General features: G+C 36.4%; 28 protein-coding genes. 22 read left to right on the top strand and 6 right to left on the bottom strand.

All coding sequences use genetic code 11. The annotated features are described in order from the left end of the window. The first annotated feature begins 114 nt into the window (after window positions 1-114). The 5 genes from ACQ76T_RS21710 (at window position 115) to ACQ76T_RS21730 (ending at window position 3,115) form a co-directional block, all read left to right on the top strand. Window positions 115-1,098 carry a D-alanine--D-alanine ligase gene (locus ACQ76T_RS21710; protein WP_431345291.1) on the top strand — a complete coding sequence of 328 codons (984 nt, stop codon included), beginning with the start codon at window positions 115-117 and terminating at the stop codon, window positions 1,096-1,098. Between the two features lie 5 nt (window positions 1,099-1,103). Next, entirely contained in the window at window positions 1,104-1,559 is a 456-nt protein-coding gene (locus ACQ76T_RS21715) for a hypothetical protein (RefSeq protein WP_431345292.1), read from the top strand. A 3-nt stretch (window positions 1,560-1,562) separates the two neighbouring features. Beyond that, a complete protein-coding gene (coaD, locus tag ACQ76T_RS21720) occupies window positions 1,563-2,027 on the top strand; it encodes a pantetheine-phosphate adenylyltransferase (protein ID WP_047423933.1) in 465 nt (154 codons plus the stop codon). 25 nt (window positions 2,028-2,052) lie between these two features. After that, window positions 2,053-2,271, top strand: coding sequence for a four helix bundle protein (locus ACQ76T_RS21725; RefSeq protein ID WP_431345293.1), 219 nt, complete (start codon window positions 2,053-2,055; stop codon window positions 2,269-2,271). A 208-nt stretch (window positions 2,272-2,479) separates the two neighbouring features. After that, the gene (locus ACQ76T_RS21730) at window positions 2,480-3,115 is read left to right on the top strand and encodes a trimeric intracellular cation channel family protein (RefSeq protein ID WP_431345294.1); all 636 of its coding nucleotides are present in this window, start codon (window positions 2,480-2,482) and stop codon (window positions 3,113-3,115) included. Between the two features lie 65 nt (window positions 3,116-3,180). Here the strand turns inward: ACQ76T_RS21730 and ACQ76T_RS21735 are convergent, their stop codons facing one another. Beyond that, window positions 3,181-3,750, bottom strand: coding sequence for a DUF2892 domain-containing protein (locus ACQ76T_RS21735; protein WP_431345295.1), 570 nt, complete (start codon window positions 3,748-3,750; stop codon window positions 3,181-3,183). Window positions 3,751-3,899: 149 nt separating this feature from the next. Next, complete coding sequence (locus ACQ76T_RS21740) at window positions 3,900-4,397, bottom strand: dihydrofolate reductase (RefSeq protein WP_431345296.1); 498 nt, start codon at window positions 4,395-4,397, stop codon at window positions 3,900-3,902. Window positions 4,398-4,472: 75 nt separating this feature from the next. Between ACQ76T_RS21740 and ACQ76T_RS21745 the strand changes: the two genes are divergently transcribed. From ACQ76T_RS21745 to ACQ76T_RS21770, 6 genes are all read left to right on the top strand, one after another. Beyond that, window positions 4,473-5,078 carry a LemA family protein gene (locus ACQ76T_RS21745; protein WP_431345297.1) on the top strand — a complete coding sequence of 202 codons (606 nt, stop codon included), beginning with the start codon at window positions 4,473-4,475 and terminating at the stop codon, window positions 5,076-5,078. Window positions 5,079-5,080: 2 nt separating this feature from the next. Beyond that, on the top strand, window positions 5,081-5,509 hold the full coding sequence (locus ACQ76T_RS21750; RefSeq protein WP_431345298.1) for a TPM domain-containing protein: 429 nt from the start codon (window positions 5,081-5,083) through the stop codon (window positions 5,507-5,509). Next, window positions 5,490-6,305 carry a TPM domain-containing protein gene (locus tag ACQ76T_RS21755; RefSeq protein WP_431345299.1) on the top strand — a complete coding sequence of 272 codons (816 nt, stop codon included), beginning with the start codon at window positions 5,490-5,492 and terminating at the stop codon, window positions 6,303-6,305. The genes ACQ76T_RS21750 and ACQ76T_RS21755 overlap by 20 nt, the downstream gene beginning before the upstream one ends. 78 nt (window positions 6,306-6,383) lie before the next feature. Beyond that, a complete protein-coding gene (locus ACQ76T_RS21760) occupies window positions 6,384-6,797 on the top strand; it encodes a hypothetical protein (protein WP_431345300.1) in 414 nt (137 codons plus the stop codon). Between the two features lie 157 nt (window positions 6,798-6,954). Further along, window positions 6,955-7,476, top strand: a complete 522-nt coding sequence (locus tag ACQ76T_RS21765; protein WP_431345301.1) for an NAD(P)H-dependent oxidoreductase — start codon at window positions 6,955-6,957, stop codon at window positions 7,474-7,476. A gap of 3 nt (window positions 7,477-7,479) precedes the next feature. Beyond that, window positions 7,480-9,363: a monovalent cation:proton antiporter-2 (CPA2) family protein gene (locus ACQ76T_RS21770; RefSeq protein ID WP_431345302.1), complete on the top strand. Its 1,884-nt coding sequence runs from the start codon at window positions 7,480-7,482 to the stop codon at window positions 9,361-9,363. Window position 9,364: 1 nt separating this feature from the next. Here the strand turns inward: ACQ76T_RS21770 and ACQ76T_RS21775 are convergent, their stop codons facing one another. Then, window positions 9,365-10,180, bottom strand: coding sequence for a GIN domain-containing protein (locus ACQ76T_RS21775; protein WP_431345303.1), 816 nt, complete (start codon window positions 10,178-10,180; stop codon window positions 9,365-9,367). A gap of 237 nt (window positions 10,181-10,417) precedes the next feature. Here ACQ76T_RS21775 and ACQ76T_RS21780 point away from each other — a divergent pair, with 237 nt between their 5' ends. Beyond that, window positions 10,418-12,559 carry a M3 family metallopeptidase gene (locus ACQ76T_RS21780; protein ID WP_431345304.1) on the top strand — a complete coding sequence of 714 codons (2,142 nt, stop codon included), beginning with the start codon at window positions 10,418-10,420 and terminating at the stop codon, window positions 12,557-12,559. A gap of 110 nt (window positions 12,560-12,669) precedes the next feature. Continuing rightward, the gene (locus ACQ76T_RS21785; RefSeq protein WP_431345305.1) at window positions 12,670-13,047 is read left to right on the top strand and encodes a YchJ family protein; all 378 of its coding nucleotides are present in this window, start codon (window positions 12,670-12,672) and stop codon (window positions 13,045-13,047) included. 161 nt (window positions 13,048-13,208) lie between these two features. Here ACQ76T_RS21785 and ACQ76T_RS21790 read toward each other — a convergent pair whose 3' ends face one another. Then, window positions 13,209-13,709: an FKBP-type peptidyl-prolyl cis-trans isomerase gene (locus ACQ76T_RS21790; protein ID WP_431345306.1), complete on the bottom strand. Its 501-nt coding sequence runs from the start codon at window positions 13,707-13,709 to the stop codon at window positions 13,209-13,211. 74 nt (window positions 13,710-13,783) lie between these two features. After that, window positions 13,784-14,035: a VF530 family DNA-binding protein gene (locus ACQ76T_RS21795; protein ID WP_431345307.1), complete on the bottom strand. Its 252-nt coding sequence runs from the start codon at window positions 14,033-14,035 to the stop codon at window positions 13,784-13,786. A gap of 118 nt (window positions 14,036-14,153) precedes the next feature. On the opposite strand from ACQ76T_RS21795, the gene ACQ76T_RS21800 reads away from it, so the two are divergent. The 9 genes from ACQ76T_RS21800 (at window position 14,154) to ACQ76T_RS21840 (ending at window position 23,961) form a co-directional block, all read left to right on the top strand. Continuing rightward, on the top strand, window positions 14,154-14,306 hold the full coding sequence (locus ACQ76T_RS21800) for a hypothetical protein (RefSeq protein ID WP_431345308.1): 153 nt from the start codon (window positions 14,154-14,156) through the stop codon (window positions 14,304-14,306). A 48-nt stretch (window positions 14,307-14,354) separates the two neighbouring features. After that, complete coding sequence (locus ACQ76T_RS21805) at window positions 14,355-15,560, top strand: metallophosphoesterase family protein (RefSeq protein WP_431345309.1); 1,206 nt, start codon at window positions 14,355-14,357, stop codon at window positions 15,558-15,560. 3 nt (window positions 15,561-15,563) lie between these two features. After that, complete coding sequence (locus tag ACQ76T_RS21810) at window positions 15,564-18,599, top strand: AAA family ATPase (protein ID WP_431345310.1); 3,036 nt, start codon at window positions 15,564-15,566, stop codon at window positions 18,597-18,599. Between the two features lie 188 nt (window positions 18,600-18,787). Beyond that, on the top strand, window positions 18,788-19,870 hold the full coding sequence (locus ACQ76T_RS21815) for a sensor histidine kinase (protein ID WP_431345311.1): 1,083 nt from the start codon (window positions 18,788-18,790) through the stop codon (window positions 19,868-19,870). A 5-nt stretch (window positions 19,871-19,875) separates the two neighbouring features. Continuing rightward, window positions 19,876-20,550 carry a LytR/AlgR family response regulator transcription factor gene (locus ACQ76T_RS21820; RefSeq protein ID WP_431345312.1) on the top strand — a complete coding sequence of 225 codons (675 nt, stop codon included), beginning with the start codon at window positions 19,876-19,878 and terminating at the stop codon, window positions 20,548-20,550. A gap of 216 nt (window positions 20,551-20,766) precedes the next feature. After that, entirely contained in the window at window positions 20,767-21,501 is a 735-nt protein-coding gene (locus ACQ76T_RS21825) for an intradiol ring-cleavage dioxygenase (protein WP_431345313.1), read from the top strand. Window positions 21,502-21,688: 187 nt separating this feature from the next. Further along, window positions 21,689-22,336 carry a hypothetical protein gene (locus ACQ76T_RS21830; protein ID WP_431345314.1) on the top strand — a complete coding sequence of 216 codons (648 nt, stop codon included), beginning with the start codon at window positions 21,689-21,691 and terminating at the stop codon, window positions 22,334-22,336. 16 nt (window positions 22,337-22,352) lie between these two features. Next, a complete protein-coding gene (locus ACQ76T_RS21835) occupies window positions 22,353-23,396 on the top strand; it encodes a T9SS type A sorting domain-containing protein (protein ID WP_431345315.1) in 1,044 nt (347 codons plus the stop codon). 67 nt (window positions 23,397-23,463) lie between these two features. Further along, window positions 23,464-23,961 carry a hypothetical protein gene (locus ACQ76T_RS21840; protein WP_431345316.1) on the top strand — a complete coding sequence of 166 codons (498 nt, stop codon included), beginning with the start codon at window positions 23,464-23,466 and terminating at the stop codon, window positions 23,959-23,961. A 54-nt stretch (window positions 23,962-24,015) separates the two neighbouring features. Here ACQ76T_RS21840 and ACQ76T_RS21845 read toward each other — a convergent pair whose 3' ends face one another. Continuing rightward, window positions 24,016-25,041, bottom strand: a complete 1,026-nt coding sequence (locus ACQ76T_RS21845) for an LLM class flavin-dependent oxidoreductase (RefSeq protein ID WP_431345317.1) — start codon at window positions 25,039-25,041, stop codon at window positions 24,016-24,018. Window positions 25,042-25,112: the final 71 nt, after the last annotated feature.

The raw sequence follows: 25,112 nt of genomic DNA on the forward strand, positions 1-25,112 counted from the left end.
TTTTAGAATGGGCTTTTTATTTAACACATTTCATTTTTGATTTTAAAATTTGCCGATTTCCCTTATTGCATTCCATAAAATGATTAAATTTGCCTTAATTGATACTATATGGTTATGAACAAAAAATGTGTTGCCGTAGTAATGGGAGGCTATTCTGATGAATATGTAGTTTCTTTAAAAAGCGGACAGTTAATCTATGATTCTTTAGACAGAAATCTATATGATGTATATAAGGTTGTTGTCCTTAAAGATGAGTGGTATTTTTTAGGCGAAAATGACAAAAAATATGACGTCAACAGAGGTGATTTTTCTGTTACATTAGATAACGGAGAAGTGCTGAAGTTTGATGTATGCTTCAATATCATCCATGGAACTCCTGGAGAAAATGGTATTCTGCAGGCATATTGGGATGCAATCGGACAAAAGTATACCGGATGTGGTTTCTATCAGAGCGCTCTTACGTTCAATAAGAAAGATACTCTTGCTGTATTGTCAAAATATGGTATCCCATCTGCTAAAAGTATCTATTTAAGAAAAGGAGAAGCCATTAATGTAGAAGAGATCGTATCAGAACTGAAACTTCCTCTTTTCGTAAAACCTAACCAGTCCGGATCATCACTGGGAATTTCAAAAGTAAAAGATAAATCTGAACTGATCGCTGCCACAGAAGTTGCTTTCAAAGAAGATGATGAAATTCTTATTGAAAGTTTCTTAGACGGAATGGAAGTTTCCGTAGGAGTTATTGATTTTAAAGGAGAAACCATTGTTTTAGGAATTACAGAGATTGTTCCTACCAACGAATTCTTCGATTATGAAGCGAAGTATGAAGGAGCTTCTGAGGAAATTACCCCGGCAAGAATTGATGAAGAGACCACAAAAAGAGTGGAAGAAATTGCCAAAAGAGCATACAATTCACTAGGAATGAGCGGATTTTCAAGAAGCGAATATATCTTAATGGATGGCATTCCCTATATGCTTGAAATGAATACCAACCCTGGATTCTCTCCTGCAAGTATTCTTCCTCAACAGGCCAAACATTACGGAATTTCTATTATGGATCTTTGCGGTAACGAAGTGGAAAAAGCACTTAACAAATAAAGAGGATGATCAAACTTCTTACTATTTCATTATTTATTTCTTCCTTTGCATACGCTCAAAAAGATGCCAGGACACTTGCATTGAATTTACCTAAAAATAAACTTGAGCCCACGCACGTTAAGTTTTCCGATAACGAAATTTTTCTGGATGATAAAAAGTGCTTCAACTACATCAAAAAAAATGATGTGATCATCGATAATGAAACAGTACCCAATTATTTTGAAATAAATTCTTTAGATAATCAGGTATTATTTTCAGGAATAATAAAGAAAAATGATAGTGGGAATTTTGAAAGTAAGATTAAGTTTCATCCCATCGACAAAGTGTATAAAAATTCAAAAATTATAGGAAGAAATGATTTAATCTTAAATTTATCTTCCAATCAGGTTCTAAATAACAACTGCAGTCTAAACCTTGAAAATCTAAGGCTGTTTTATGAAAAATCTAACGAAAACAACTAGGATATGAAAATTGCTGTTTTCCCTGGATCTTTTGATCCTATTACCTTGGGACATTACGATATTATAGAAAGAGCGGCACCGCTATTTGATAAATTAATTATTGCCATTGGGCAGAATTCCCAAAAGAAATATATGTTTCCTCTGGATAAAAGAATGGAATTCATTCAAAATTCTGTAGCAGAATTTCCCAACGTGGAAGTAGATTCCTTTGAGGGCTTAACGGTTGATTACTGTTTTGAAAAAAATGCACAGTACATCATCAGAGGTTTAAGAAACCCTGCAGATTTTGAATTTGAAAAAGCCATTGCTCATACCAACAGAACATTAGCTCATAAAAAACTCGAAACGGTATTTTTACTGACCTCTTCTGGAAAATCTTTCATCAGCAGCAGTATTGTAAGAGAAATCATTACTCACGGCGGCGAATATGAACTGATGGTTCCGGATTCTGTGAGAGTAGAGAGATAAATATATTAGTAATGAGCAATAAGTAATGAATAATTTTGATAGAATAGATTTTAACCAAATTTTCAGGGAAAGAACCAAAAACTTTTCCATCGCTATCATTAAGACTCTTTCTTCATTACCTTTTTCGGATGATATTTCAATAATAAGAAAACAAATCATCAGATCAGCAACCTCTGTTGCTGCCAATTACCGGGCAGTATCCAGAGCAAGATCTGAAAAGAAAAATTCGCTAAAATGTGCATAGTAGTCGAAGAAATTGGTTAAACTCAACTTTGGCTTGAAATTATTGAAGAATTACAATATTTAAATCCGGAAAAAATTTTACATTTAAAATCAGAATGCGAAGAACTCGTAAAAGTTATGACTACATATAAGTTTAAATTATCTCAAATTTAAATGGCATAATTTTTATTACTCATTGCTCATTATTTATTATTTATCATTCATAATATATGCACGAACAGTTCAATTTTGCTATAGAAGTCCTTGGGACCATCGCGTTTTCCATGTCGGGAAGTTTTGCAGCGATGCAGAAACGGCTCGATCCGTTCGGGGTTCTTATCATTGCCTTTGTAACTTCCGTGGGAGGAGGAACTGTAAGAGATTTATTGCTGGATATTCCGGTATTCTGGATGCATGATCTTCTGATGTGTTCACTCATTCTGCTTACCAGTGTATTTTCCATGGTATTCAAATCGCTGGAGAAAAACTTTCAGGTAACCCTTTTTATTTTCGACAGTTTTGGTTTGGGTCTGTTTACAATTATTGGTATTCAGAAAGGATTGAATGCAGGAATTCACCCTATGATCTGTATTGCTTTAGGGACAATTACAGGTTGCTTTGGTGGAATTATCCGGGATATATTGCTTAACAGGATTCCGCTGATCTTCAGAAAGGAGATCTATGCAACGGCTTGTATATTGGGAGGCTCGGCATTTTTGCTGATGACCAAATACACTCCGCTTTCTTATACTTTCATCCAGATTTTCACTATCTTACTGATTGTTGGTATACGTACTCTGGCAGTAAAATACCACTGGCAGATGCCTAAGTTCTATGGCTACGATCATCATAATTCGGAAATGTAAAAAAAGATATGACAGATATAAAAAAAGCACCTATCTCAGGTGCTTTTTATTTTTATTTTTTCTGACTAGAAGAATTTTCCTCTATTTCTCATATTAGGATTATGCATATGCTTCTGCATGGTTGGCATTTTCAACTGATCTTTCATCATTTTGATCTGATCGGTCATCATCCCAGCGCTGTCTAATCTTTTTGCTTCTTCCAGTAGCTTTTGCCCTTCCTGTTTTCTTCCTTTGGAAATAGCTGCTGCTGCAAGATTCAATGTTGCCATCGCTCTGTCGTGCTTCATATTCAAACCGTACTCCAATGCTTTCTTCATTAAAGGTTCTACTTTTGTCGGGTGATCCTGAGCTTGTGTTAAACCTAATAAATAATGGAAGTATCCATATTGAGTTTTATGAAGTTGTCCTTTATAATCTGTTATTTTTGTTAACCACTCTGCAGCTTTCTCCATATTCTGTTTTCTCAATTGCCAGAATGCCAGAAGAATATATTCATTTTTAAAGAAAAGCAGGATCGGAAATGCGGCAAGAAGAAAAACCACAATACCCCAACCAAGATTTCTTGTAAAAAACATCATATAAAGTCCCAGTAGGATAAGAACTGCTGCTACTGCAATTTTTATGTATTTATTCATTATTAAATTTTAGAAGTGCAAAGATAATAAATTTAGGTCTTAAAGTTCAAAAAGTCAATGGTGAATAGTCAATTCGCTGCGCTTGTTTATTTTCGTACCTGTGAGAAATTCATGATTCACTTTGCGAAGCAAAAACTCACTATTGACACTTATGCTTCTTTTTTAATTCTTTCAAACGTCTGAAAACAGAAATCGTAGCCGTTTTTCTCGTCTTTTTCATGGCAGATTTCGTGTGTTTTTTTCCAGATCTTACCATCTATTTTCGGAAAGAAAGTATCTGCCTGAAGATCTGCTTTCACTAAAGTAACTTCAAGTTTGTCTACCATATCCATCGTCTGCTCATAAATATTACCCCCTCCGATAATAAAGATCTCTTCATCAATCTTTTTGGCAAATTTCACTGCTTCTTTCAGACTTCCTACAATGAGAATACCCTCTTCAAACCAATCCTTTTTTGTTGAAACAACAATATTAGTACGATTAGGAAGTGCTCTACCAATACTCTCATAGGTCTTTCTTCCCATAATCACCGGATGTCCTGAAGTAATATCTTTAAAATGTTTTAAATCTTTAGGAAGATGCCAAAGCATCTGGTTTTCAAAACCAATTTCATTTTTCTCTCCCATTGCCACCACTATTGTTGTCATTCAAATATAATTTTTTACAAAATTAGCACATAATTTGTATATTTGATTAGCACAAAAAATTAAAAAAAATAAACTATGAAAAATAAAGGATGCCTAAGCGCAGGAACCATTGGTATTGTTCTTCTTATTATTGTTATTGGTCTGTTCTTCTGGGGAAAAAGCGGATATAACAGTTTTGTAGATAAAGAACAGAATGTGAACGCAAAATGGTCCAACGTAGAAACGGTATATCAAAAAAGAGCCAATCTTATTCCTAACCTTGAAAGAACGGTAAAATCGTATTCAAAATTTGAACAGGAAACTTTAACTCAAGTCGTTGAAGCGCGCTCTAAAGCAACGTCCATCAATATTGATCCAACCAATATGACTGATGCTGACATTGCAAAGTTTCAGGCAGCACAGGGAGAATTATCCGGAGCGTTGAGCAGACTAATGGCAGTCGTAGAGTCGTATCCTAATTTAAAGGCAGACCAACAGTATATCAACTTCCAAAGAGAATATACCGCTATTGAAAACAGCATCAGAACAGAAACTGTTTATTATAACGATGCTGCTCAGAGTTACAATACCTCTATCAAGACTTTCCCAAACAATATTTTGGCGAACTTCACCAACTTTAAAGAAAAACCTTACTTCAAAGCTGACGCAGGAGCTCAGAAAGCACCTGATGTATTCAAATAACAATGGGTAATTACCTTACAAATCAACAGATCGCTTCCCTTGTGGAAGCGATTCAGTCTGCGGAAGATCATTCTACGGGAGAGATCCGAGTGCATATAGATTCCAATACTGATGATCATCTTGCAAAAACTGCATTTGAGGTATTCCGGGAACTCTGTATGGATAAAACTGCCGATAGAAATGCAGTGCTTTTTCATGTTAATTTTGAAAAAAAATACCTTACCATCATTGGAGATGTCGGAATTCATGATAAAGTACAGCAATCCTATTGGAATCATCTCCATGATTATATTACCGCTGAATTTGCCAAAGGCAATTACTACAAAGCATTGAAAAGTGCGATCCTGGAAACAGGCCTTGAACTTAAAAAACATTTTCCTGTAAAAGGAGAAAACCCAAACCAACTTCCGAATGAAATTACGTTCTCTTAAAATAGTATTTTCATTTCTACTGCTCTGCTTTTACACTTTTGTATCAGCACAGTATACTATTCCTGAAAAACCAGCAGTTCTTTATCCTGTTTTTGATGAAGCCAATCTTCTTACTCCACAGGAAAAAAATGATCTGAATAATAAACTCATTAAGTTTGCCGACTCTACTTCTACAGAAATTGAAGTAATCATTATTCCATCTACAAAAGGAGAAGATGTGAACTTCCTGGCAACCATGTTCGGTGAAAAATGGAAAATCGGGAAAAAAGATGTAGATAACGGAGTTGTATTTCTTATTGCAACGGAAGACAGAACCATGTCTATCCAACAGGGACGTGCTGTAGAGCAATACCTTACCGCTTCAGTAGCAGGACAGATCCTTGACTATATTGTTACTCCCAATTTCAAAAAAGGACTTTGGTATGAAGGTATCAATGGAGGAACCTCAGCTATTATGGAGGCTGTTCAGGGGAAATTCAAACCTGTTGCCACAACAGCGCCTTCTGGTAACGGAAGTGCATTAAAGGTCCTTATCATTGCCTTTGTTATCTTCATCATTATCGCTATTCTTTTTGGAAACAGAGGCGGCGGCGGTGGTGGCGGTAATAATGATGATGACGATGACGTGATCATTACCCGAAGAGGACGCAGAAACTATCCTGGTGGATTTTTCCCTTTCCCTGGTGGATTTGGAGGAGGAGGCTTTGGTGGTGGAAGTTCCGGCGGTGGCGGAGGATTTGGAGGCTTCGGTGGCGGAGGAAGTTTTGGAGGCGGAGGCGCTTCAGGAGGATGGTAGTTTACTGTTCTTAGGAAGTACTGTTTCTACTCTACTTTTCAGTCTTATTCATTAATCGTAATTATTTCCAATTAAAAAATGGGGAAAGAAATTTTCAAACGATTACTATATTCCTTTTTATTTTCTCTGGGATTATCTTTATTGATTGTTTTATTGATCTCAGGAGATTCAGGAGGATCTGAAAACACGCAGGCTCGAAATATCATGTTTTTTTATGCGTCTTTCATTTCTATAAGCTGTTTTATTTCTTCTGTAACTGCGTTTCTTAACTTAGCTGTATGGATGAGGAAAAGCTTGTATCTAAGTATCGCTTCATTCTTTGCATTCCCTTTAGCTGTTCATATTATTACAATTCTGCAAAATACTGAAGGTGACCTCGCTCTATTGCTTATCCTTTACAGCCCTTCTTCACTTTACCTTCTAGCCCTGATTTACAATTTTTATATATTCAGAAAAAACATCAAAACAGAGTCGATTCAAAAGGATCTCTAAATCTGAGTTAAAATTTTTATCTAAACCTCAAAAATAAACCCATTCTTCGTGTAATATTAATATTAAATTCAATTTTACATATTAAAAAATTAACAAAACCCTACAAAAACTACCTTTTATTCAATATTTTTTCACTATATTTACTGAAAACAGGATTATGAAGAAGACCTTGGTAGTATTTGCGCACCCTTATCTGGAGCACTCCAATTCGAATGTTGAGCTCATCAATTTCTACGTTCGCCATCAACATTATACCTTAAGAGATCTTTACGAAGAATATCCTGATTTTCATATTGCAGCTTTCAGAGAAAGAAAACGCCTTAAAAACTACGACCGTTTTATTTTTCAGTTTCCATTGATATGGTTCGGAATGCCTCCTCTCCTCAGATTATGGATTGATGAAGTTTTTGATAGAGACTGGCTTATAGAAGGTGAATATAATCCATTGGAAGGAAAAGAAGTCTACATTCTTATTACGACGGGAGGAAAAGAAAGATCATTCAGCAAAACAGGAACTTATCAGTATACCATTGATGAACTTATCAGTGGATTGATTGTTTCATTAAAGGTTTTCAAAGCCGATATCAAGCATATTAAAATCGTATACGAAGCCAGCAAGCTTTCTAAAAAAGAAATTATTTTACATAAAAAAGAATTTACAGAACTACTCAATCAATAGCATATGGAATCCAGCTTAGCGATGAACACATTAATTTTTCTGGGTGTAGCCATTATTATGGTTCCATTGGCCAGAAAATTTGGATTGAGTTCTGTGATCGGATATATTTTAGGAGGAATCATTATAGGTCCTTATGTTCTAAGACTTACCGGGAATAATGTAAACGACATTATGCACGCCAGTGAGTTTGGGGTGATCATGCTTTTATTCATTGTAGGATTGGAACTGGAGCCCCGCAAATTCTGGGAAATGCGAAAAAAAATTATAGGATTGGGACTTTCTCAGATGCTCCTCACCATATCACTGTTATTCGCAGTATTCATCAGTGTTGGATGGCAGATAGATAAAGCAGTAGCTGTTGCCATGTGCTTTGCATTATCTTCTACAGCCATTGTTCTTCAAACCCTACAGGAAAAAAACAACCTCAAAACAACGGCAGGGGAAGCTTCATTTTCCACACTTCTGTTTCAGGATATTTCGGTGATTCCTATTCTGGCAATTCTTCCTATTATTGCTAATTATAAAGCGAAACATCATGATAATGAAATTCAGATTCTCATCCAGAAGTTACCGGAATGGTTACAGGCAAGCACCGTAATTCTGGGAGTTGTTTTACTGATTCTATTGGGAAGATATGTATTTGTCCCTTTTCTCCGCTATGTTTCAAAATCGGGAATGGCGGAACTGTTAACGGCATCTTCACTATTTCTGGTAATTGGCGTTTCCGAACTCATGGTTGTAATTGGGCTTTCTCCTGCATTGGGCGCTTTCCTGGCTGGTGTAATGCTTGCCAACAGTGAATTCCGGCATGAACTGGAGGCACAGATAAATCCATTCAAAGGGCTTCTGTTAGCTGTGTTTTTTGTAAGTGTAGGCTCAACAATTAATTTTAATATTATTCAGAAAGATCCTTTATTTATATTCAGTACTGTTTTTGCGGTGCTGATTGTGAAGTTTTTTGTTTTGTATGCGATTGGAAAGTTCTTCAGGATAGATACTCCACAAAGCCTTTTCTATGCATTTGCTCTTTCTCAGGTAGGGGAATTTGCATTTGTATTAATCAACTACGCCTCCGACCTTTATCTTCTGAGCCCGGAACTGAATGCCCAGCTCATGGCTGTAACAGCAATTACCATGTGTATCACTCCTATCCTTCTGATTGTTAATGACAAGTTTATCACCCCAAAATTTATCAAAGAAATTCCTGAAGAAGATCACGACTTTAATATTTTAGACAGTGATGTCACTCAAAAAAAGATTATCATTGTCGGTTTTGGGCATTTTGGAAGTACTGTAGGGCGACTTTTAAAAGCGAATAAAGTATCGGCCACTGTTCTGGACAGAGATTCAGATCGTGTAAAGCTATTGAGAAGCTATGGTTTTAAAGTATATTATGGAGATGCTACCAGAATTCCGATTCTAAGAGCTGCCGGAATTGAAGATGCTGAAATCCTTGTTCTATGTCTTGATGATCCGGACGACAATATGTTTATCGCTGAGCTTGTCCGTGAACATTACCCTGATGTAAAGATTTTCGTAAGGGCTAAAAACAGAATTGACGCTTATGAATACCTCAACAACGGAATTAATCATATCTATCGTGAAACATTAGGTACTGCGGTTGATATGGCTGTTGATGTACTCCACGAAACCGGAATGAGAAAATATGCAGCAAGGCGTCTTGGCCAGAGATTTATGGCGATTGATAAGGCATCGATCAGGAAGCTGGCAAAAATGAAGGAAGATGATGATATTGCTTTATTCAGCACAAAAGAAATCCTCCAACGTGAGGAGGAATTATTGGCATACGATAATCTTAATTTTGATAACCGAAATTGGGAAGGTTCCTCATCCACAGAAGAAGATGAGGAAGAATCCCAGGATTAGTTTATTGGATGGTTACACTTCCACCGCTGCTCTCGTCTTTGGTAACGCTTGTAAGCTCTCCTTTCTTGGAAATCGTAACACTTCCACCAGAAGATGCTTCTGCTTTAACACTGGAAACGGCTGCTACATGAATACTTGCCCCACTGGATGCATCAGCTTCCACATGATCTACAATAACTTCTTTTCCAGAAATACTGCTGCCCGAAGAAGCACTGATCTCTGCCTTTTTTGCTTTCCCTGAAATCTCAAGACTTGATCCTGATGAAGATTCAATTCCCAGGTTCACCGCCCATACCTTTCCGGTAAAATTACTGCTGCTGCTTATATTGATATCCATATCATTAGCTTCCAGATTTCCAGAAATACTCGCCGCACTGGATACCTCAATACCTGTTTTTTCCTGAGTGAATTTATCTTTCACATCAATGCTCGCCGCCGAATCTGCCAAAAGCTTAGTAAAATCTTTAGCATAGATCTTTGCCGTTACCTTAGCGGTGTTCATCACTCTGATACCACTCTTATAATGAATATGCAATTTACCGCCTTCGTTATCCACAAGAATTTCGTTGATGATATTTTGAGGGGCAGAAATCTCTACTTTCTCTACATCCGATTTTATTACTTCCGCTTCTATAGCCTGTGAAACCTGAATTTCATTAAAATCTCCGGTAACTGTTTTATGCTGCATCGGTCCGTTATCTGCGGTAACCACCTTCTCTACCCAGCTGCTTTTTTCTTCGTTTCTTTTCTCATGTTTATCATTACATGAGGCCAATAGCACAAAGGCTGAAAAAATAAAAAGAGTTCTTTTTTTCATGAGTTATTTCTTTTATATATTATCTTTTTGATTTCTTATTTAAATGACAACTAATTTATAAAAAATATTACATCGCACTTAAAAATACTACATTTCCTTCAGTACAAATTTAAAACTGTCAGTTATTAAATCATTACCATTATTTGCCTACTTTTTTCTCTTGCGAAATACCTCACCCAAAATAGATTCTATGAGGTAAGTTTTTAATATCTTTATGGTTTAATAACAACTATATTTATGAAGAATATTTCATCGGTATTATTAATTTCTGCCTTGGCGTTCAACCAATCTTGTACTACAATGAAACAGACCGATACACAACAGGAGCTTCCTGCACCTGATCCCTCTTTATCTTCAAACCCTTTCATGAAGAAGAGTAAGCTTCAGTACGAAGCTCCGGAATTCGACAAAATCAAAAATGAGCATTTCAAGCCTGCTTTCGATTTTGGTTTAAAACAACATGAGGCCGAAATCGTAAAAATAGCAGACAACCCTGCTGCTCCTACGTTTGAAAATACCATCGTTGCATTGGAAAAAAGTGGTGAAGTACTGAAAAGAACTCAGATCGTGTTCTCTAATCTTACAAGTGCCAACACCAATCCTACGCTACAGGCTCTGGATGAAGAATATGCTCCTATTTTTGCAGCACATTCTGATAAAATGTACCTGAATGAAAATCTTTATAAAAGAATAAAATCGATCAAAGAAGACGGTCTTGATCCTGAAAGTAAGAGACTGGTACAATATTACAAGCAGAACTTTGAGATTGCCGGTGCTAATCTTTCTGCTGCCGACAAAGAAAAACTGAAACAGATCAATCAGGAATTGGCTTCCCTTTCTACTCAATATTCCAACAAACTATTGGAAGCAAGAAAGCAAGGCGGTGTATTCTTCTCTGATGCAAAAGAACTGGACGGGCTTTCTACTGACGAAATTGCAGCCGCTGCGGCAGATGCTAAAACTGCAGGACAACCTGGGAAATACCTTCTTGCTTTACAAAATACCACACAGCAACCTCTTTTACAAAACTTAAAAAACAGAGCGACAAGAGAAAAACTCTTTAAAGCTTCATGGACAAGAGCTGAAAAAGGAGATGCCAATGATACAAGAGATACTATTGAAAAACTGGCTAAACTAAGATTGAAGAAAGCTCAGATCTTAGGTAAGAAGAATTTTGCAGAATGGAAACTTCAGGATCAAATGGCAAAAACTCCGGAAGCTGCCACTAAACTGATGAACCAGATTGCTACTCCTGCTGTAGAAACGGCAAGAAGAGAAGCAAAAGATATTCAGGATCTTATCGATCAGCAAAAAGGAGGCTTCAAAGTAGAACCTTGGGACTGGAATTTCTATGCTGAACAGGTAAGAAAAGCAAAATTTGATCTTGATGAAAGTGAAATAAAGCCTTACTTCGAAATTACAACCGTTCTTGAAAAGGGAGTTTTCTTCGCTGCTGAAAAATTCTACGGACTTACATTCAAAAAAAGAACAGACCTTCCTGTTTATCATCCTGATGTGGTTACGTATGAAGTATTCGATCATGATGGAAAATCTATTGCGATCTATTATCTGGATTTCTATACAAGAGATTCTAAAAACGGAGGTGCATGGATGAGCAACTTTGTAGAGCAGTCTTATCTTTTAGGGACAAAACCGGTGATTGTCAACTGTTACAATTATCAAAAACCAGCTCCGGGAAAACCTTCATTAATCAGCTATGATGATGTATCAACAATTTTCCATGAATTTGGTCACTCTATCCACGGAATGTTTGCCAGCCAGAAATACCCTTCTCTTTCAGGAACCAACGTACCGAGAGACTTTGTAGAATTTCCTTCACAGATCAATGAGCATTGGGCTTTAGATCCTGTTGTTTTGAAGAACTATGCGGTACATTACCAGACAAAACAGCCTATTCCACAAGCTTTAGTAGAAAAGATTAAAAAAGCAGCTACTTTCAACCAAGGCTATATGACTACTGAATTGGTTTCTGCAGCAGAGCTTGATATGGACTGGCATACAATTGCTAACGAAAGCCAGTTTATTCCTGTTTTAGATTTTGAAAAACAATCTTTGGCAAGCCATGGGTTTACCTTAGCAACGGTTCCGCCAAGATACCATACGCCTTATTTCGCTCACATCTGGGGCGGTGGATATTCTGCAGGATATTACGCTTACTTATGGTCTGAAACATTGGACAATGATGCATGGGAATGGATAAGCAAAAATGGGGGATTAACCAGAGAAAATGGAGATCGTTTCAGAAAATATATTCTTTCTGTAGGAAATTCTGTAGACCTGAACCAGGCATTCAGAGATTTTACAGGGCATGATCCGGATATCAAACCTTTATTGAGAAACAGAGGTTTTATTAAATAAATCAACGAGAAGCATTCTTTATTAAGAGTGCTTCTTTTTTTGTGACTTGGCTAAAGATTATTTTTATTCATATTTATTATTTTTGTGGAATAAAATTTTAAAAACAATATATGAACTGTCTCTGCTGTTCAGGAAAACCTTACGAAGATTGCTGCAAACCCTATCATACCGGAGAAAAGAACGCTCCAACAGCTGAAGCATTGATGCGTTCCCGATTTTGTGCTTTCGCCATCCCCAACGGGGAATATCTGATGGAAACTACCCTTCCGGGAAAACGAAAATTTCACAACAAAAGAGATCTCCAGGAATGGGGAGAAATCAATCAATGGACAAAACTTGAAATTATTAGAACCCCTGCTTTAAATCACGTAGAGTTTAAGGCTTATTACACAGATCAGGACGGTCATCCACAAGTTCACCACGAGTTTTCTCTTTTCCAGAAAATGCATGACCGCTGGTATTATGTTTCAGGAGAATTTTTAGATTAATATTATATATTTTCTACCCCTTCTATCTATATTTCAACAGAGCTTAAGTATACATAAGCTGTACACTGTATAAAAAATGAGCCACAGAAAATTCTGTGGCTTATTTTTATCTTTTACGATCAAAAAAATGTCCGATAAAAACCAGACATTTATAATATTTTTTAGTGAGTATCTGTTCCGTCAATTCCGTGAGCGTGACCATGTGTCAACTCCTCTTCTGTTGCAGGGCGAGTATTTAAAACTTCCACTTGGAAATCTAATACTTTACCAGCCATTGGGTGGTTAAGATCTGCGACAACAGCTTCTGGAGTTACTTCTACCACAAATGCCTGAAAATTGTTCCCTTGATTATCAGATAAAGGTAAGATCGCTCCCACTGGTGGAATTCCTGATTCTTTAAACATATCAATCGGTAATTCTGCAATAGCATCAGCCTGTCTTTCACCATAAGCTTCTTCCGGCTGAATGGTAAAAGCAGCTTTATCACCAGCTTGTAAACCAAGAATATTCTGTTCAAATTTTGGAATCATCATTCCTACACCGTACAAAAATGTAAGTGGATTTTCTGCTGTTGTTTCTTCTACAAGAATTTTAGTCCCATCTGGTTCAATAGTGTGAAGGATGTACTTTACAGCTACAACATGATTGTTTTCAATTGTCATATTTTCTATTTTTTTTCGTGAGTCTTTTCACGATTCATAACACAAATATACGTTTTTGAAATGATTTCAGATTTCTATCTGCTCTTCTTTCCTTCGTCTCTTTTCTTTTGTCTCAGGACAAAGAGATATAAACTCTCGACTTTCGTTCTTGCCCATGGTGTTTTTCTTAGAAACTTCAGAGAAGAACTTATACTGGGATTCTCTGTAAAGCATTTTATATTGATCTGTTCGCCTAGTCCTTCGAAACCTTGGTAGTACTCTACCAGTTCTTCAAGGATAGCATCCAGCCTTTTTCCGTGTAAAGGATCTTTTGATTTTTCTTCCATAACACAGTAAAATTAAAACATTTTATCAGACTTGACGACTAAAATTGTTTCCCCCCTTAATCTTTAGTATTTTTGATGAAGCTATTTCTTACCCATAAAATGATCCGGCACCCATAATATGAGCAAAAACAACGAAGCAAACAGGAAAAAAAATAAAAAGAAAATTGATCAGAAAAAACGTAAAATACAAAATGCAGAAGCAGAAAGGAAAGCACGTCTGAAACAAATTCGAGAAGATTTTAAAGCCAGAGAAACTGATAAAAATGCATAAATATCGGGCATTACAGAACGTATCTTTTTTAATTCTCAAACTTAAATTATGAAAATTCTACACACCGCCGACTGGCACTTAGGGAAACGTCTTGATCGTTTTTCAAGGCTGGAAGAACAAACCTTAATCATGGATGAAATAGTTCATATTGCTGATGAGAATAATGTAGACTTGGTTTTGATAGCAGGTGATCTGTTTGATAACTTCAATCCAAGTGTTGAAGCAGTAGAATTATTTTATAAGACATTGAAACGTTTATCATTAAACGGAAAGCGCCCTGTTGTTGCCATATCCGGAAATCATGATTCTCCCAGTTTAATAAGCGCACCCGATCCTTTAGCCCGGGAATGTGGGATTATTTTAATAGGACATCCTAAAACGGAGATCGTTCCTTTTGCAACAGAATATTTTCAGATTGCCAAAACAAAAGCCGGCTTTATTGAGATTGCTCTGGAAGGCAAAGATTCTCCGGTAAGAATACTCCATACACCTTTTGCCAACGAAATCCGGTTAAAAGAATATTTTGGAGAAAATAAAGAAGAAGAAATCAATAAAGTTCTTTCACAAATGTGGAAAGAGCTTGCGGATGAATTTTGTGATGATTCCGGCATCAATCTTCTTATGGCTCATTTATATATGAATAAAAGAGGTGCAGAAATCCTGGAAGAGCCAGACGGTGAAAAACCTATTAAAATCGGAAATGCAGACCTGATCTTCTCAGATACTATTCCCGAGCAGATCCAATATACAGCATTAGGGCATCTTCATGCTTTTCAGAATATCGGGACAAAAGAAAAACCGGTCATCTATTCCTCTTCTCCTTTATGTTACAGTTTCAGTGAAGCTGGACAAACCAAATATGTTACTGTTATTGATGCAGAACCGGGAAAGGCAATCTCCTACGAAAAAATAGCTTTAAAAAACGGAAGATCTCTAGTCCGAAAAACTTTTACCTCCGTGGAAAATGCAGTTCAGTGGCTCTCTGAAAACCCATATACTTTTATTGAACTTACTCTGGAAAGTGAAACTTTTCTAACCGCTGATGAGAGAAGAAAAATCTATCAGTCTCACGATGGTATTGTTCATCTTATCCCAAAAGTCAAAAATAAAGAACTTACGGAAGACCAGAACCAGGAAATTAATTTAAATCAGAATATAGAAATATTGTTCAAAGACTATTTTAAATCTAAAAGTGGCGGACAGGAAGCCAACGAAGAACTGATGAATTTGTTTAACGAAATTTTAAATGCTTAGCTTATGATTCCTGTTCAATTAACTATCGAAGGATTGTATTCCTACCAGGAACGCCAGACTATTGATTTCAAAAATCTTACTGATGCCGGATTGTTTGGTATTTTCGGAGCTGTGGGTTCTGGGAAATCTTCAGTACTGGAAGCCATTTCATTTGCATTGTACGGTGAAACGGAACGTCTGAATATGCGTGACAAACGAGCGTATAATATGATGAATTTAAAATCAAACACATCCTATATAGAGTTCGATTTCATCAACTATGAGAACAGACTGTTTCGGGCAACCAGAGATTTCAGAAGAAATTTAAAAAAATTCGAAGAGGTAAAACCCAATACTGTTACTTTTTATGAGTTCAGTAATGGTAAATGGCTTCCTTTGGATCATTCTAATGCAGAAACTATTATAGGATTAAGCTATTCCAATTTTAAGAGAACGATCATTATTCCGCAAGGGCAATTCAAAGAATTTTTGGAACTGGGAGCTGCAGAAAGAACCAATATGATGAAGGAAATTTTTAATCTTCAACGTTTTGATCTTCAATCCAACACCTCTACCCTTCACGTAAAAAACAGATCGGAACTGGATCAGCTTGAGGGCCAACTGAAAGGTTTTGAAGACATTAATGAAGAAAAAATTCTGAACCAGAAAGAACTTGTAAAGGAAGAGCAGAAGAAACTTTCGGAGGCATATGATAAACTTGAGAAGCTCTCCAATATCTATCAGCAGCTGAAAAATTTAAAGAATGATTTTGAAAGTTTACAGCAAAACAGAGAAAAATTCGGGAAACTGTCTGAACAAAAAACCCAAATAGATGATCTGGAAAACAAAACAGAATTGTACGACCGCGTTTTCAGAATTTTCAGTCCTTTGATTGTTGAAAAAAACAAGCTCTCAAAAGAAATGGCTGGTAAACACAATGAAAAGGAACAACAAATTAAAACACTTCAGGAAACTGAACGTCTTTTTGCCGTCGTAACAGAACAGCTCACTTCTCTCGAACCCCAGTTTAAGGCTCTGGAACAATCTAAATTACAAGAAAATGATCTGAATCTTATCATCCAGATCCTCTCCTATTCTGAGGAAATTAAAATTCTGAATGAAAGAACTCAAAAAGGTTCTGAAAAAGTAAAAGAGGTCGACCTCAACAGAGAAAAGATACAGAAAATCATTGACGAGCTTTCTGCCAACGTTAAAAATTTAAAAGAACAGAAACTCGATTCTTCTTTGCTTTCTGAAGTTGGAAATTGGTTTATTCAACAAAAAAATCTCAAAAAGAAACAGCAGGAACAAACTGAGAAAATTGAAAAATATACCGTTCAGATTGATACTATTGCAAATGAATTGAAGTCCTTTTTCTATCATGAGAAGTATAAAGAGGATTTCAAAATAAGGAAAGAAACGTTAGAAGCAAGCAAAAAAGAATGGTCTCAAAAACTGGATCATCTTAAAATCCAGAAAGAGCTTTCCCGCTTTGCCAGTGAACTTCACGATGGTGAAAATTGTCCTCTTTGCGGTTCCAAAGAACATCCTCACATTGTAGAAATTCAGGATGTACATACAGAGCTGCAGGAAATTCAGGATAAAATAGCAGGTATTGACCAGGAAGTTATCCACATTCAGAAACAGGAAGCCGATATTGATAAAATTCTGGACCGAAAAAAAATATTTGAAGAACAACGTCTTTCCGAACAGAAGGTTTTGCTTCAAATTCAAAAAGATATTGAAACCCATATTCAGCAGTTTAGCTGGAAGCAATTTTCTCCGGATCATGAAGATGAATTTGAGAAAAAACGTTCTGATTCTTTTGCTTTGGAAAAAAAGATTGAAGAAGCAGAGCGAAATATCATTGCAGAAAGGGAAAATCTTGAAAAAGAAATGCAGCTTCTGGATAAATTTAAAACCGCGTTGGATGAAATCAAAAAGAAAGAAATTTCCAAGCAGGAGCACATTAATTTCAGTAAAGCCAGCCTTAAAACATTAGATTGGAATCTGTATGCTCTAAAAAACACAGCTGAAGTTGAAGAATCTTATCAACAGCTGGTTGCCTCCAATAAAGCAACAGAAGAAAATTATCAGAAAGCTCTACAGGAAGAAAAACTTCTTGCTCCAAAACTGGCAGAGCAAAAAACAATTGTCGCAGAGACTGAAAAGCAAATCGCTACATTGCAACAGGAAATCTCAGATAATGAAACAGAGCTGAAAAAAGCACTTGCAGAACAAAATTTTGCAGTGCTGAAAGAAGTTGAAAATCTTTTGCAGCAGGAAATCAATATTCAAACTGCCAGAGCCGAAATACAAAAGTTCAGAATCGAATTTGAAACCCTGAAAAAATTTATTGAAGAGCTGGAATTGAAACTGAAGGATCTTTCTTTTAATGAAGAACAATTCTCTTCAACCGAAAAGCTGTTCAATGATGCACAAACAGAACATCAACAAATCAACGATGCTGTCGTAACAAAAACGGCAGAAATAGACCGTCTGGAAAAAGAGTTCCTGAAAAAGGAAACACTTCTGAAAACACTGACACAGCTTCAGAAACGTTCCGAGAATTTAAAACTGATGATGAATCTGTTTAAAGGAGCAGGTTTTGTACAATATGTTTCATCTATTTATCTGCGCCAGCTTTGCGATCATGCCAATGTACGCTTTCACAGGATGACCAGAAATCAGCTGAGTCTTCAGCTCAATGAAAATAATGATTTCGAGATTATAGATTACCTCAACGAGGGTAAAAGCAGAAGTGTTAAAACACTTTCCGGAGGTCAGGCATTTCAGGTATCTCTGAGTCTTGCTTTAGCTTTGGCAGAAAGTGTACAGTCCAATGCACAAGCTGATAAAAACTTCTTTTTTATTGATGAAGGTTTTGGAACTCAGGATACGGAATCTGTCAATATTGTATTTGAAACCCTCAACAATCTGATGAAGGAAAACAGAATTGTAGGAATTATTTCTCACGTAGAAGAGCTGAAAGAAAAAATTCCTACTGCACTCAATATCATAAAAGATGAAGAAAGAGGAAGCTTGATTGAGATAATCTGATAAGTTTATATAATTAAATGGCCACGAATGTATTCATGGAAATAGATGGGTACATTCGTGGCTAAAAAAACCCATTCTGAAAAATATTAGATATAATTACCGTTCATTTTATTACATTTGAATTTAGAAAGGCCTTTACTTCACAATTCAGGCTGTTAAGAGATAATTGATATTAAATGATCTACCGAATGAAAAAAATTGGACAGCATATTATCCTTATCCTTCTGCTTTTAACGATTCCGATTGTTTCTTCACCGGATTTTGACGGTACGCTGTCGGTTTTCAGAGTATCTCCTTTTCAGAGAGAATTTATTCGTTTTGTATTCGTTGTTATCTTTTTCTATGTAAATCTTAATCTGTTTCTTCCCAAACTGTATAATCGAAAAAAATATGTTCTCTTTGTCATCTGCATTCTGATCTGTTTCGGGATTATGGTTTTTGTCCCCAATTACCTCACTGCAGAAAATGGAATGGCAGGTCATCCTTTTCCGAGCCAGATGCAACCTCCGCCGATCTATTCTCCAGGAAATATTCCGCCACCCATGGGAGAGAGATTTCCACAGAAAAACTTTGAACCCGGAAATCACATCTCTTACGGCCAAATGATTTTTTCTTCACTTTTGCCCTTTCTGTTTTCATTCCTGTCTTCTCTTTTTATTTTTAGAAATATTGAAAAAAAGGAACTGGAACGTTCCAAGGCCAAAGCTGAATTATTAAGTTTAAAATATCAGTTACAACCTCACTTTTTATTTAATATTTTAAATTCTATTTACTCATTGGCATTGTTCAAATCTGATGATGCTCCCAATGGAATTCTGAAGCTTTCGAATGTCATGAGATATGTAGTACAGGAAAGCAGCAAAGATTTTGTAAAACTCAGCCAGGAAATTGATTATTTAAAGGACTATATTGCTCTTCAACTGATAAGGACTGACAGCAGTTTAGATTTTTCCTACACAGAAATAGGAGAAACCAAAGACCTGCAGATCGCTCCTTTTATTTTGGTGAATTTTATTGAAAATGCTTTTAAATATGGATTTAACGCAGAAGAAAAATCGAAGATTGCAGTAAAATTAATCATTGAAGAAAATACATTGCATTTTAATGTTTTTAATAATATTGTCAACTCTACCATTACAGATGAGAACAGTTTAAAAATCGGAATGAAAAACACTCTTGAACATCTGCATCATGTTTATCAGGGGAAATACACATTCAATACCCATCATAATGGAAAAACTTTTGAAGTAGATTTAAAAATTAACTTATAGTAACTATGATCAAAGCGATTGCTCTTGACGATGAAATTCTGGCCTTAAAAATTATTGAGAACTATGCCGGAAAAATTGAAAATCTGTCTCTTGAAAAGATCTTCAATACCCAGAGTGATGCACAAAAGTACCTCAACAAATTTCCTGTAGATCTTATCTTTTTAGATATAGAAATGCCATCCAAAAACGGTATGGATTTTTATAAAAACATTTCTCAGAATACTAAAGTTATTTTTACAACGGCTTATTCAGAATATGCTGTGGATGCTTTTAATGTTAACGCTATAGATTATCTTCTGAAACCATTTTCTTTTGAAAGATTCAAGGCAGCCGTGGAAAAGGTGAAAATAACCCCGGAAACAGATGATGTGAAGTATCTTTCTATACGAGCAGATTACAAACTTCATAAGATTAACTTTGATGATATCCTGCTGATTGAAGGACTGGATGATTATATCCAGATCCGCATAACCGATCATTCTACCATAACGGCCCGCTCTTCTATGAAAAGCATTCTGGAGAAACTTTCTGAGAAAGATTTTGTAAGAGTTCACCGCTCCTACATTGTTCCTGTAAAAAACATTAAAACGATCGTTAACCGTAATATTCATATTGAGAATTTTATTATTCCTATCGGAGAAACTTATAAAGATCTCGTAATGAAGCTTGTCAACCGATAATTTTTTCACCATTTTCTTTAGAAAAATCAACAAAATTATACTCTTTTAACTCTTAATATCTCTTAAAAAACAATCATTTACCGACACATTTTATTCGTTCACCTCATAAATTTTACAGCTTCGTTTTTTGAAAATACTTTTGGAATAAGAAACTCAAAAAACGGATGGATCTACTTCCGTTACCTTTTAAAGTATTAACCTTAAAAACCCTGTATTATGAAAACAATGAATAGAAAAGGCTTTCTGAAAAGCCTGGGTTTAGCTGGGGTAACTGCCGTTGCTGCTCCTCTTTTAATCCATTGCGGAAGTGATGATGATACCCTAGATTCGTCTTCCAATACCTCTTCCGGATCTTCCTCAACAGGATGTTCTGTTACCAATAGCGAAACGGAAGGTCCTTTTCCCACAAAGTCTCCTTCCAGCCTTGTTCAAAGTAATATTGTGAGCGACAGAACCGGAGTTCCTTTTACGATCACCATTACCATTCAAAATGTGAATACAAGCTGTACAGTATTGCAGGGAGCTTTTGTAGATATCTGGCATTGTGATAAAGACGGAAACTATTCCGAATATGGAGGAACAGGAATGCAGCCTACCAACTATACAACGGTTCACTTTTTAAGAGGACGACAGACTACAGATGCGAACGGACAGGTGAAATTTACCTCTATCTTTCCAGGTTGGTACAACGGAAGAGCCACTCATATCCATGTTCATGTGTATAATTCTGCAGGACAGTCTCTTCTGGTTACCCAGATTGCTTTTCCTGAAGGAAGTGACAGCGCTGTCGTACAGGTTGCGGCAAGTACTGGTTACAAAGGAATGAACGGCTATACCTACAATGCCAATGATAATGTTTTCAGTGACGGAACTTCCAACGAAATGTCCAGTATTTCAGGAAGTGTAAGTGGTGGATTCTCTCTTACTCATGCAATCAAAGTTTCTGCCTAATACTCTGGAAAATTCAGTGTTTGTTCTGAAAAGAGCATTTTTCGGAACAACCATAATAATATTAGTGTTTTTACCCATTTCCACAAAAGCACAGGCCTAATAGATAGTATCATATAGACCCAAAGTGTTAAAATCAAAAGCAATGTACCCGTCTGTGCTTCGTGGAAATATTAACCCTCTGTAGACTATGTTAGTTCAAACCCCATCAAAGATTTTTAAAAACGATTTCAGAATTTGGAATGAAGCGGAAAAATATGCTGTCAGTGATATTCTGAAACACCAGATGACAACCGGGCCTTTGCTCAGTGTAAAAGAAGCCGTTTTGGATATTGAAGGTGAGCTGAGGCTTCATTTTGATGGGGAGAGAACTATTCTGATCCTTCCTCTCTACGGAGAAATCATTATCACCGATTTTTATGAACCTCTTTCTGCCGGGAAATCTCTTACTTTCAATACGAAAGAAGAAAAAGATATTGTGATTAAGAATCTCGTTTACCACGATAAAGCAGATCTTTTAATCTTCGAATTCGAAAAACAGGAACAGATTCTGAGTTTTTCCAAGAAAGAACTGGATTTTACTTTACAAAACAATTTCTCCCCTATTTCGACAGCGTTACCTTTTCCCAATTTTATTGGACTTTATAAGGGTCGGGCGGAGGGATTTTATGCTTTGAAGAATACAGACACATCCATCTTCGGTATGGTATTGAACGGGGCCTTTGAGTTTCAAAACAGACTTTTGGAAAACCGGGATGCTATTCTTCTCTGGGAAATTCAGGAACTGGAATTTGAAGCTTTGAGCGAAGATGCTCTGATACTTTTTATAGAAACCTAACCATTAATACTTTCATATGGACAGAAAATTATTTTTGAAAAACGGACTTGGACTGGCAGGAATTGCTGCCATAGCACCCGTACTGTTTCGGGCAGAGGATCTTCTCAATCGTTCTCCTGAACAGGTTACAGAAAATAGCAGTGCTCTCATCTGCTCTGTAACCAATTCTGAAACGGCAGGACCTTTTCCCACCATCACTCCCGCTAATTATGTACGCACCAATATTGTGGGAGACAGAACAGGAGTAGCTTTTACTATGAATATTTATATCATGAATACCAATGCCAACTGTAATCCCTATCAAGGAGTTTTAGTAGATGTGTGGCATTGTGATAAAGATGGTAATTATTCGCAATACGGAGGAAGCCAGATGCAGCCTACCAATTACACGGCCTACAATTTCCTCAGAGGCAGACAAACCACGGATACTGCCGGTCTGGTTACATTTACCAGTATTTTTCCAGGATGGTATCAGGGGCGTGCCACCCATATTCATGTGCATGTTTATAAACCCGACGGAACTTCTCTGCTGGTTACCCAAATTGCCTTTCCTGAAGGAAATACAAGTACCAATGCTGTATACAATGTGAACGTCAACGGAACTTCATATGGGTATACAAAAGGGATGAACGGCTATACCTATAATGCCACTGACAATGTTTTTTCAGACGGAACCAGCAACGAAATGTCTACTGTTACAGGTTCTCTTTCCGCTGGATATACACTTACTCATACAATTTATGTTGCCGGATCTTCCGTATTATCTACTCAGGAAGTCTCAGAAAATAATTTTACAATAGAACAAAACTATCCTAATCCCTTTCGTGATGAAACGGTTTTCCCAATAATACTGAAAACTTCTTCTAAGGTAAGCATAGAGCTGTATGACCTCAGCGGGCGAAGAGTAATAAAAGTAATAGACAGGGAAAGACTTTCTGCAGGTTCACAAAGAATATCCTTATCACGAAACCAATTGAAACCTGGAATGTATCTGGCGAAAATTTATATTGAAAATTCCAATGGAAGTTTTCATGAAACGATGAAGGTTTTAGTAAAATAAAATAGTTCCCGGAAGGTAAAAATTATTGCGCTGAAATCTATTTTGAAACCTCTTTATCTTGTAAGCCATGAAAAAAATAAAACTTGCTTTTCGTATTATAATTGATCAAAGTTCTGAAATGATTTGGGACCGTTATATTTTTGACGACACTTATTTCGAATACAAAATACAGCATCAGGTTTTTGATCATAAAGAAAATCCGGTAAAAAACTACTGGGAACTTCTGCAGAGAAATCCCAATGCAAAGCAGATTCCGTTTTTGTTAAGTGGTGCAGCAAGTAATTATGTATCACAATTGGGAGGTATTATCAGAAGTCTTCCTGATGTTTTGGGAAATACTTTTTTCCCGATTGACAATTTTAGATTAGATCTGATTTCTTCCAATATAGAAGATCCTTCCAAACATAAGGTAGGATTAACTTTTTTTACTCCTGAGTTATTATTAATTGACATTATTGACAACAAATACCTTTTGAGCCATGATGTAGACAAGGAAAATGGATTTGAGACGTATATGCTGCCATTTCATCCTCAGATTGCCATTGCTTATTATCAGGAAATATAATTTTTGTGACTTCCATAAAAACCGCTGTTGGTATATTCAACAGCGGTTTCTATTTTATAAATTTTTAATGATAGGTTTTACTTCATGTCCGAACAATTCAATAGATTTCATCATCAGATCATGTGCCGGATCTCCTAAATCCATATGACCGATAAATCTTGTAATCCCGAAAAGTTCTTTCATGTACGTAATTTTATCAGCGACTTCTTTCGGACTTCCCATAAATAAAGCACCGTCTTTACTTCTTCCTCCGTCATACTGCATTTTGGTATAAGGCGCCCAACCTCTGGAAGCTCCTACTCTATCCATCTGAGATTTGTAGTTTTGGAAATATCCATCTATAACCTTCGGATCATCACTTACAAATGTATGAGAGTGAACCGCAATCTGCATATCAGCGACATCATGGCCCGCTTTTATATATTCCTGTTTGTAAAATTCAATCAGATTTCTGAACTGAACAGGCATTCCACCAATGATAGCTACAACTAAAGGCATTCCCAATTGTGCTGCACTGAGTACAGACTGAGGAGTTCCACCCACCGCTCTCCATATAGCAATTTTTCCATTGTTTTTCGCTCTTGGATAAACAGTCTGATTTTGCATTGGAGCACGAAGTTTCCCTGACCAGGTTACGTTTTCTTCAGAATTTATTTTTAATAATAATTCCAGTTTTTCATCAAAAAGCTCCTCATAATCATTCAGAGAGTAACCATATAACGGAAAAGATTCAATAAAACTTCCGCGTCCTACAAATATTTCGGCTCTTCCGTCTGAAATCAGATCCAGAGTAGAAAAGTCTTCATATACTTTTACCGGTTCTGAAGAGCTTAAAACCGTTACTCCACTTGCCAGTTTTATATTTTTTGTGATACTTGCCGCTGCTGCCAATATCATTTCCGGTGATGACACGGCATAATCCGGACGGTGATGTTCTCCCATTGCGAAGACATCAATTCCCACCTCATCCATCAGTTTTACCTGCTCCAGTATTTCACGGATCTTAACTCCTGCGTCTCTATATTTACCGGTTGACTGATCAAAAGCCAAATCACCGAACATTCCTATTCCTAATTCCATATTGTTGTTTTTAGTAGTACAAAATTACCACTATGAAATATTAAAAACATTGATGTTTGTTAAGATCGGAT

The sequence above is a fragment of the Chryseobacterium sp. JK1 genome, from assembly GCF_050632815.1.
Taxonomy (GTDB): domain Bacteria; phylum Bacteroidota; class Bacteroidia; order Flavobacteriales; family Weeksellaceae; genus Chryseobacterium.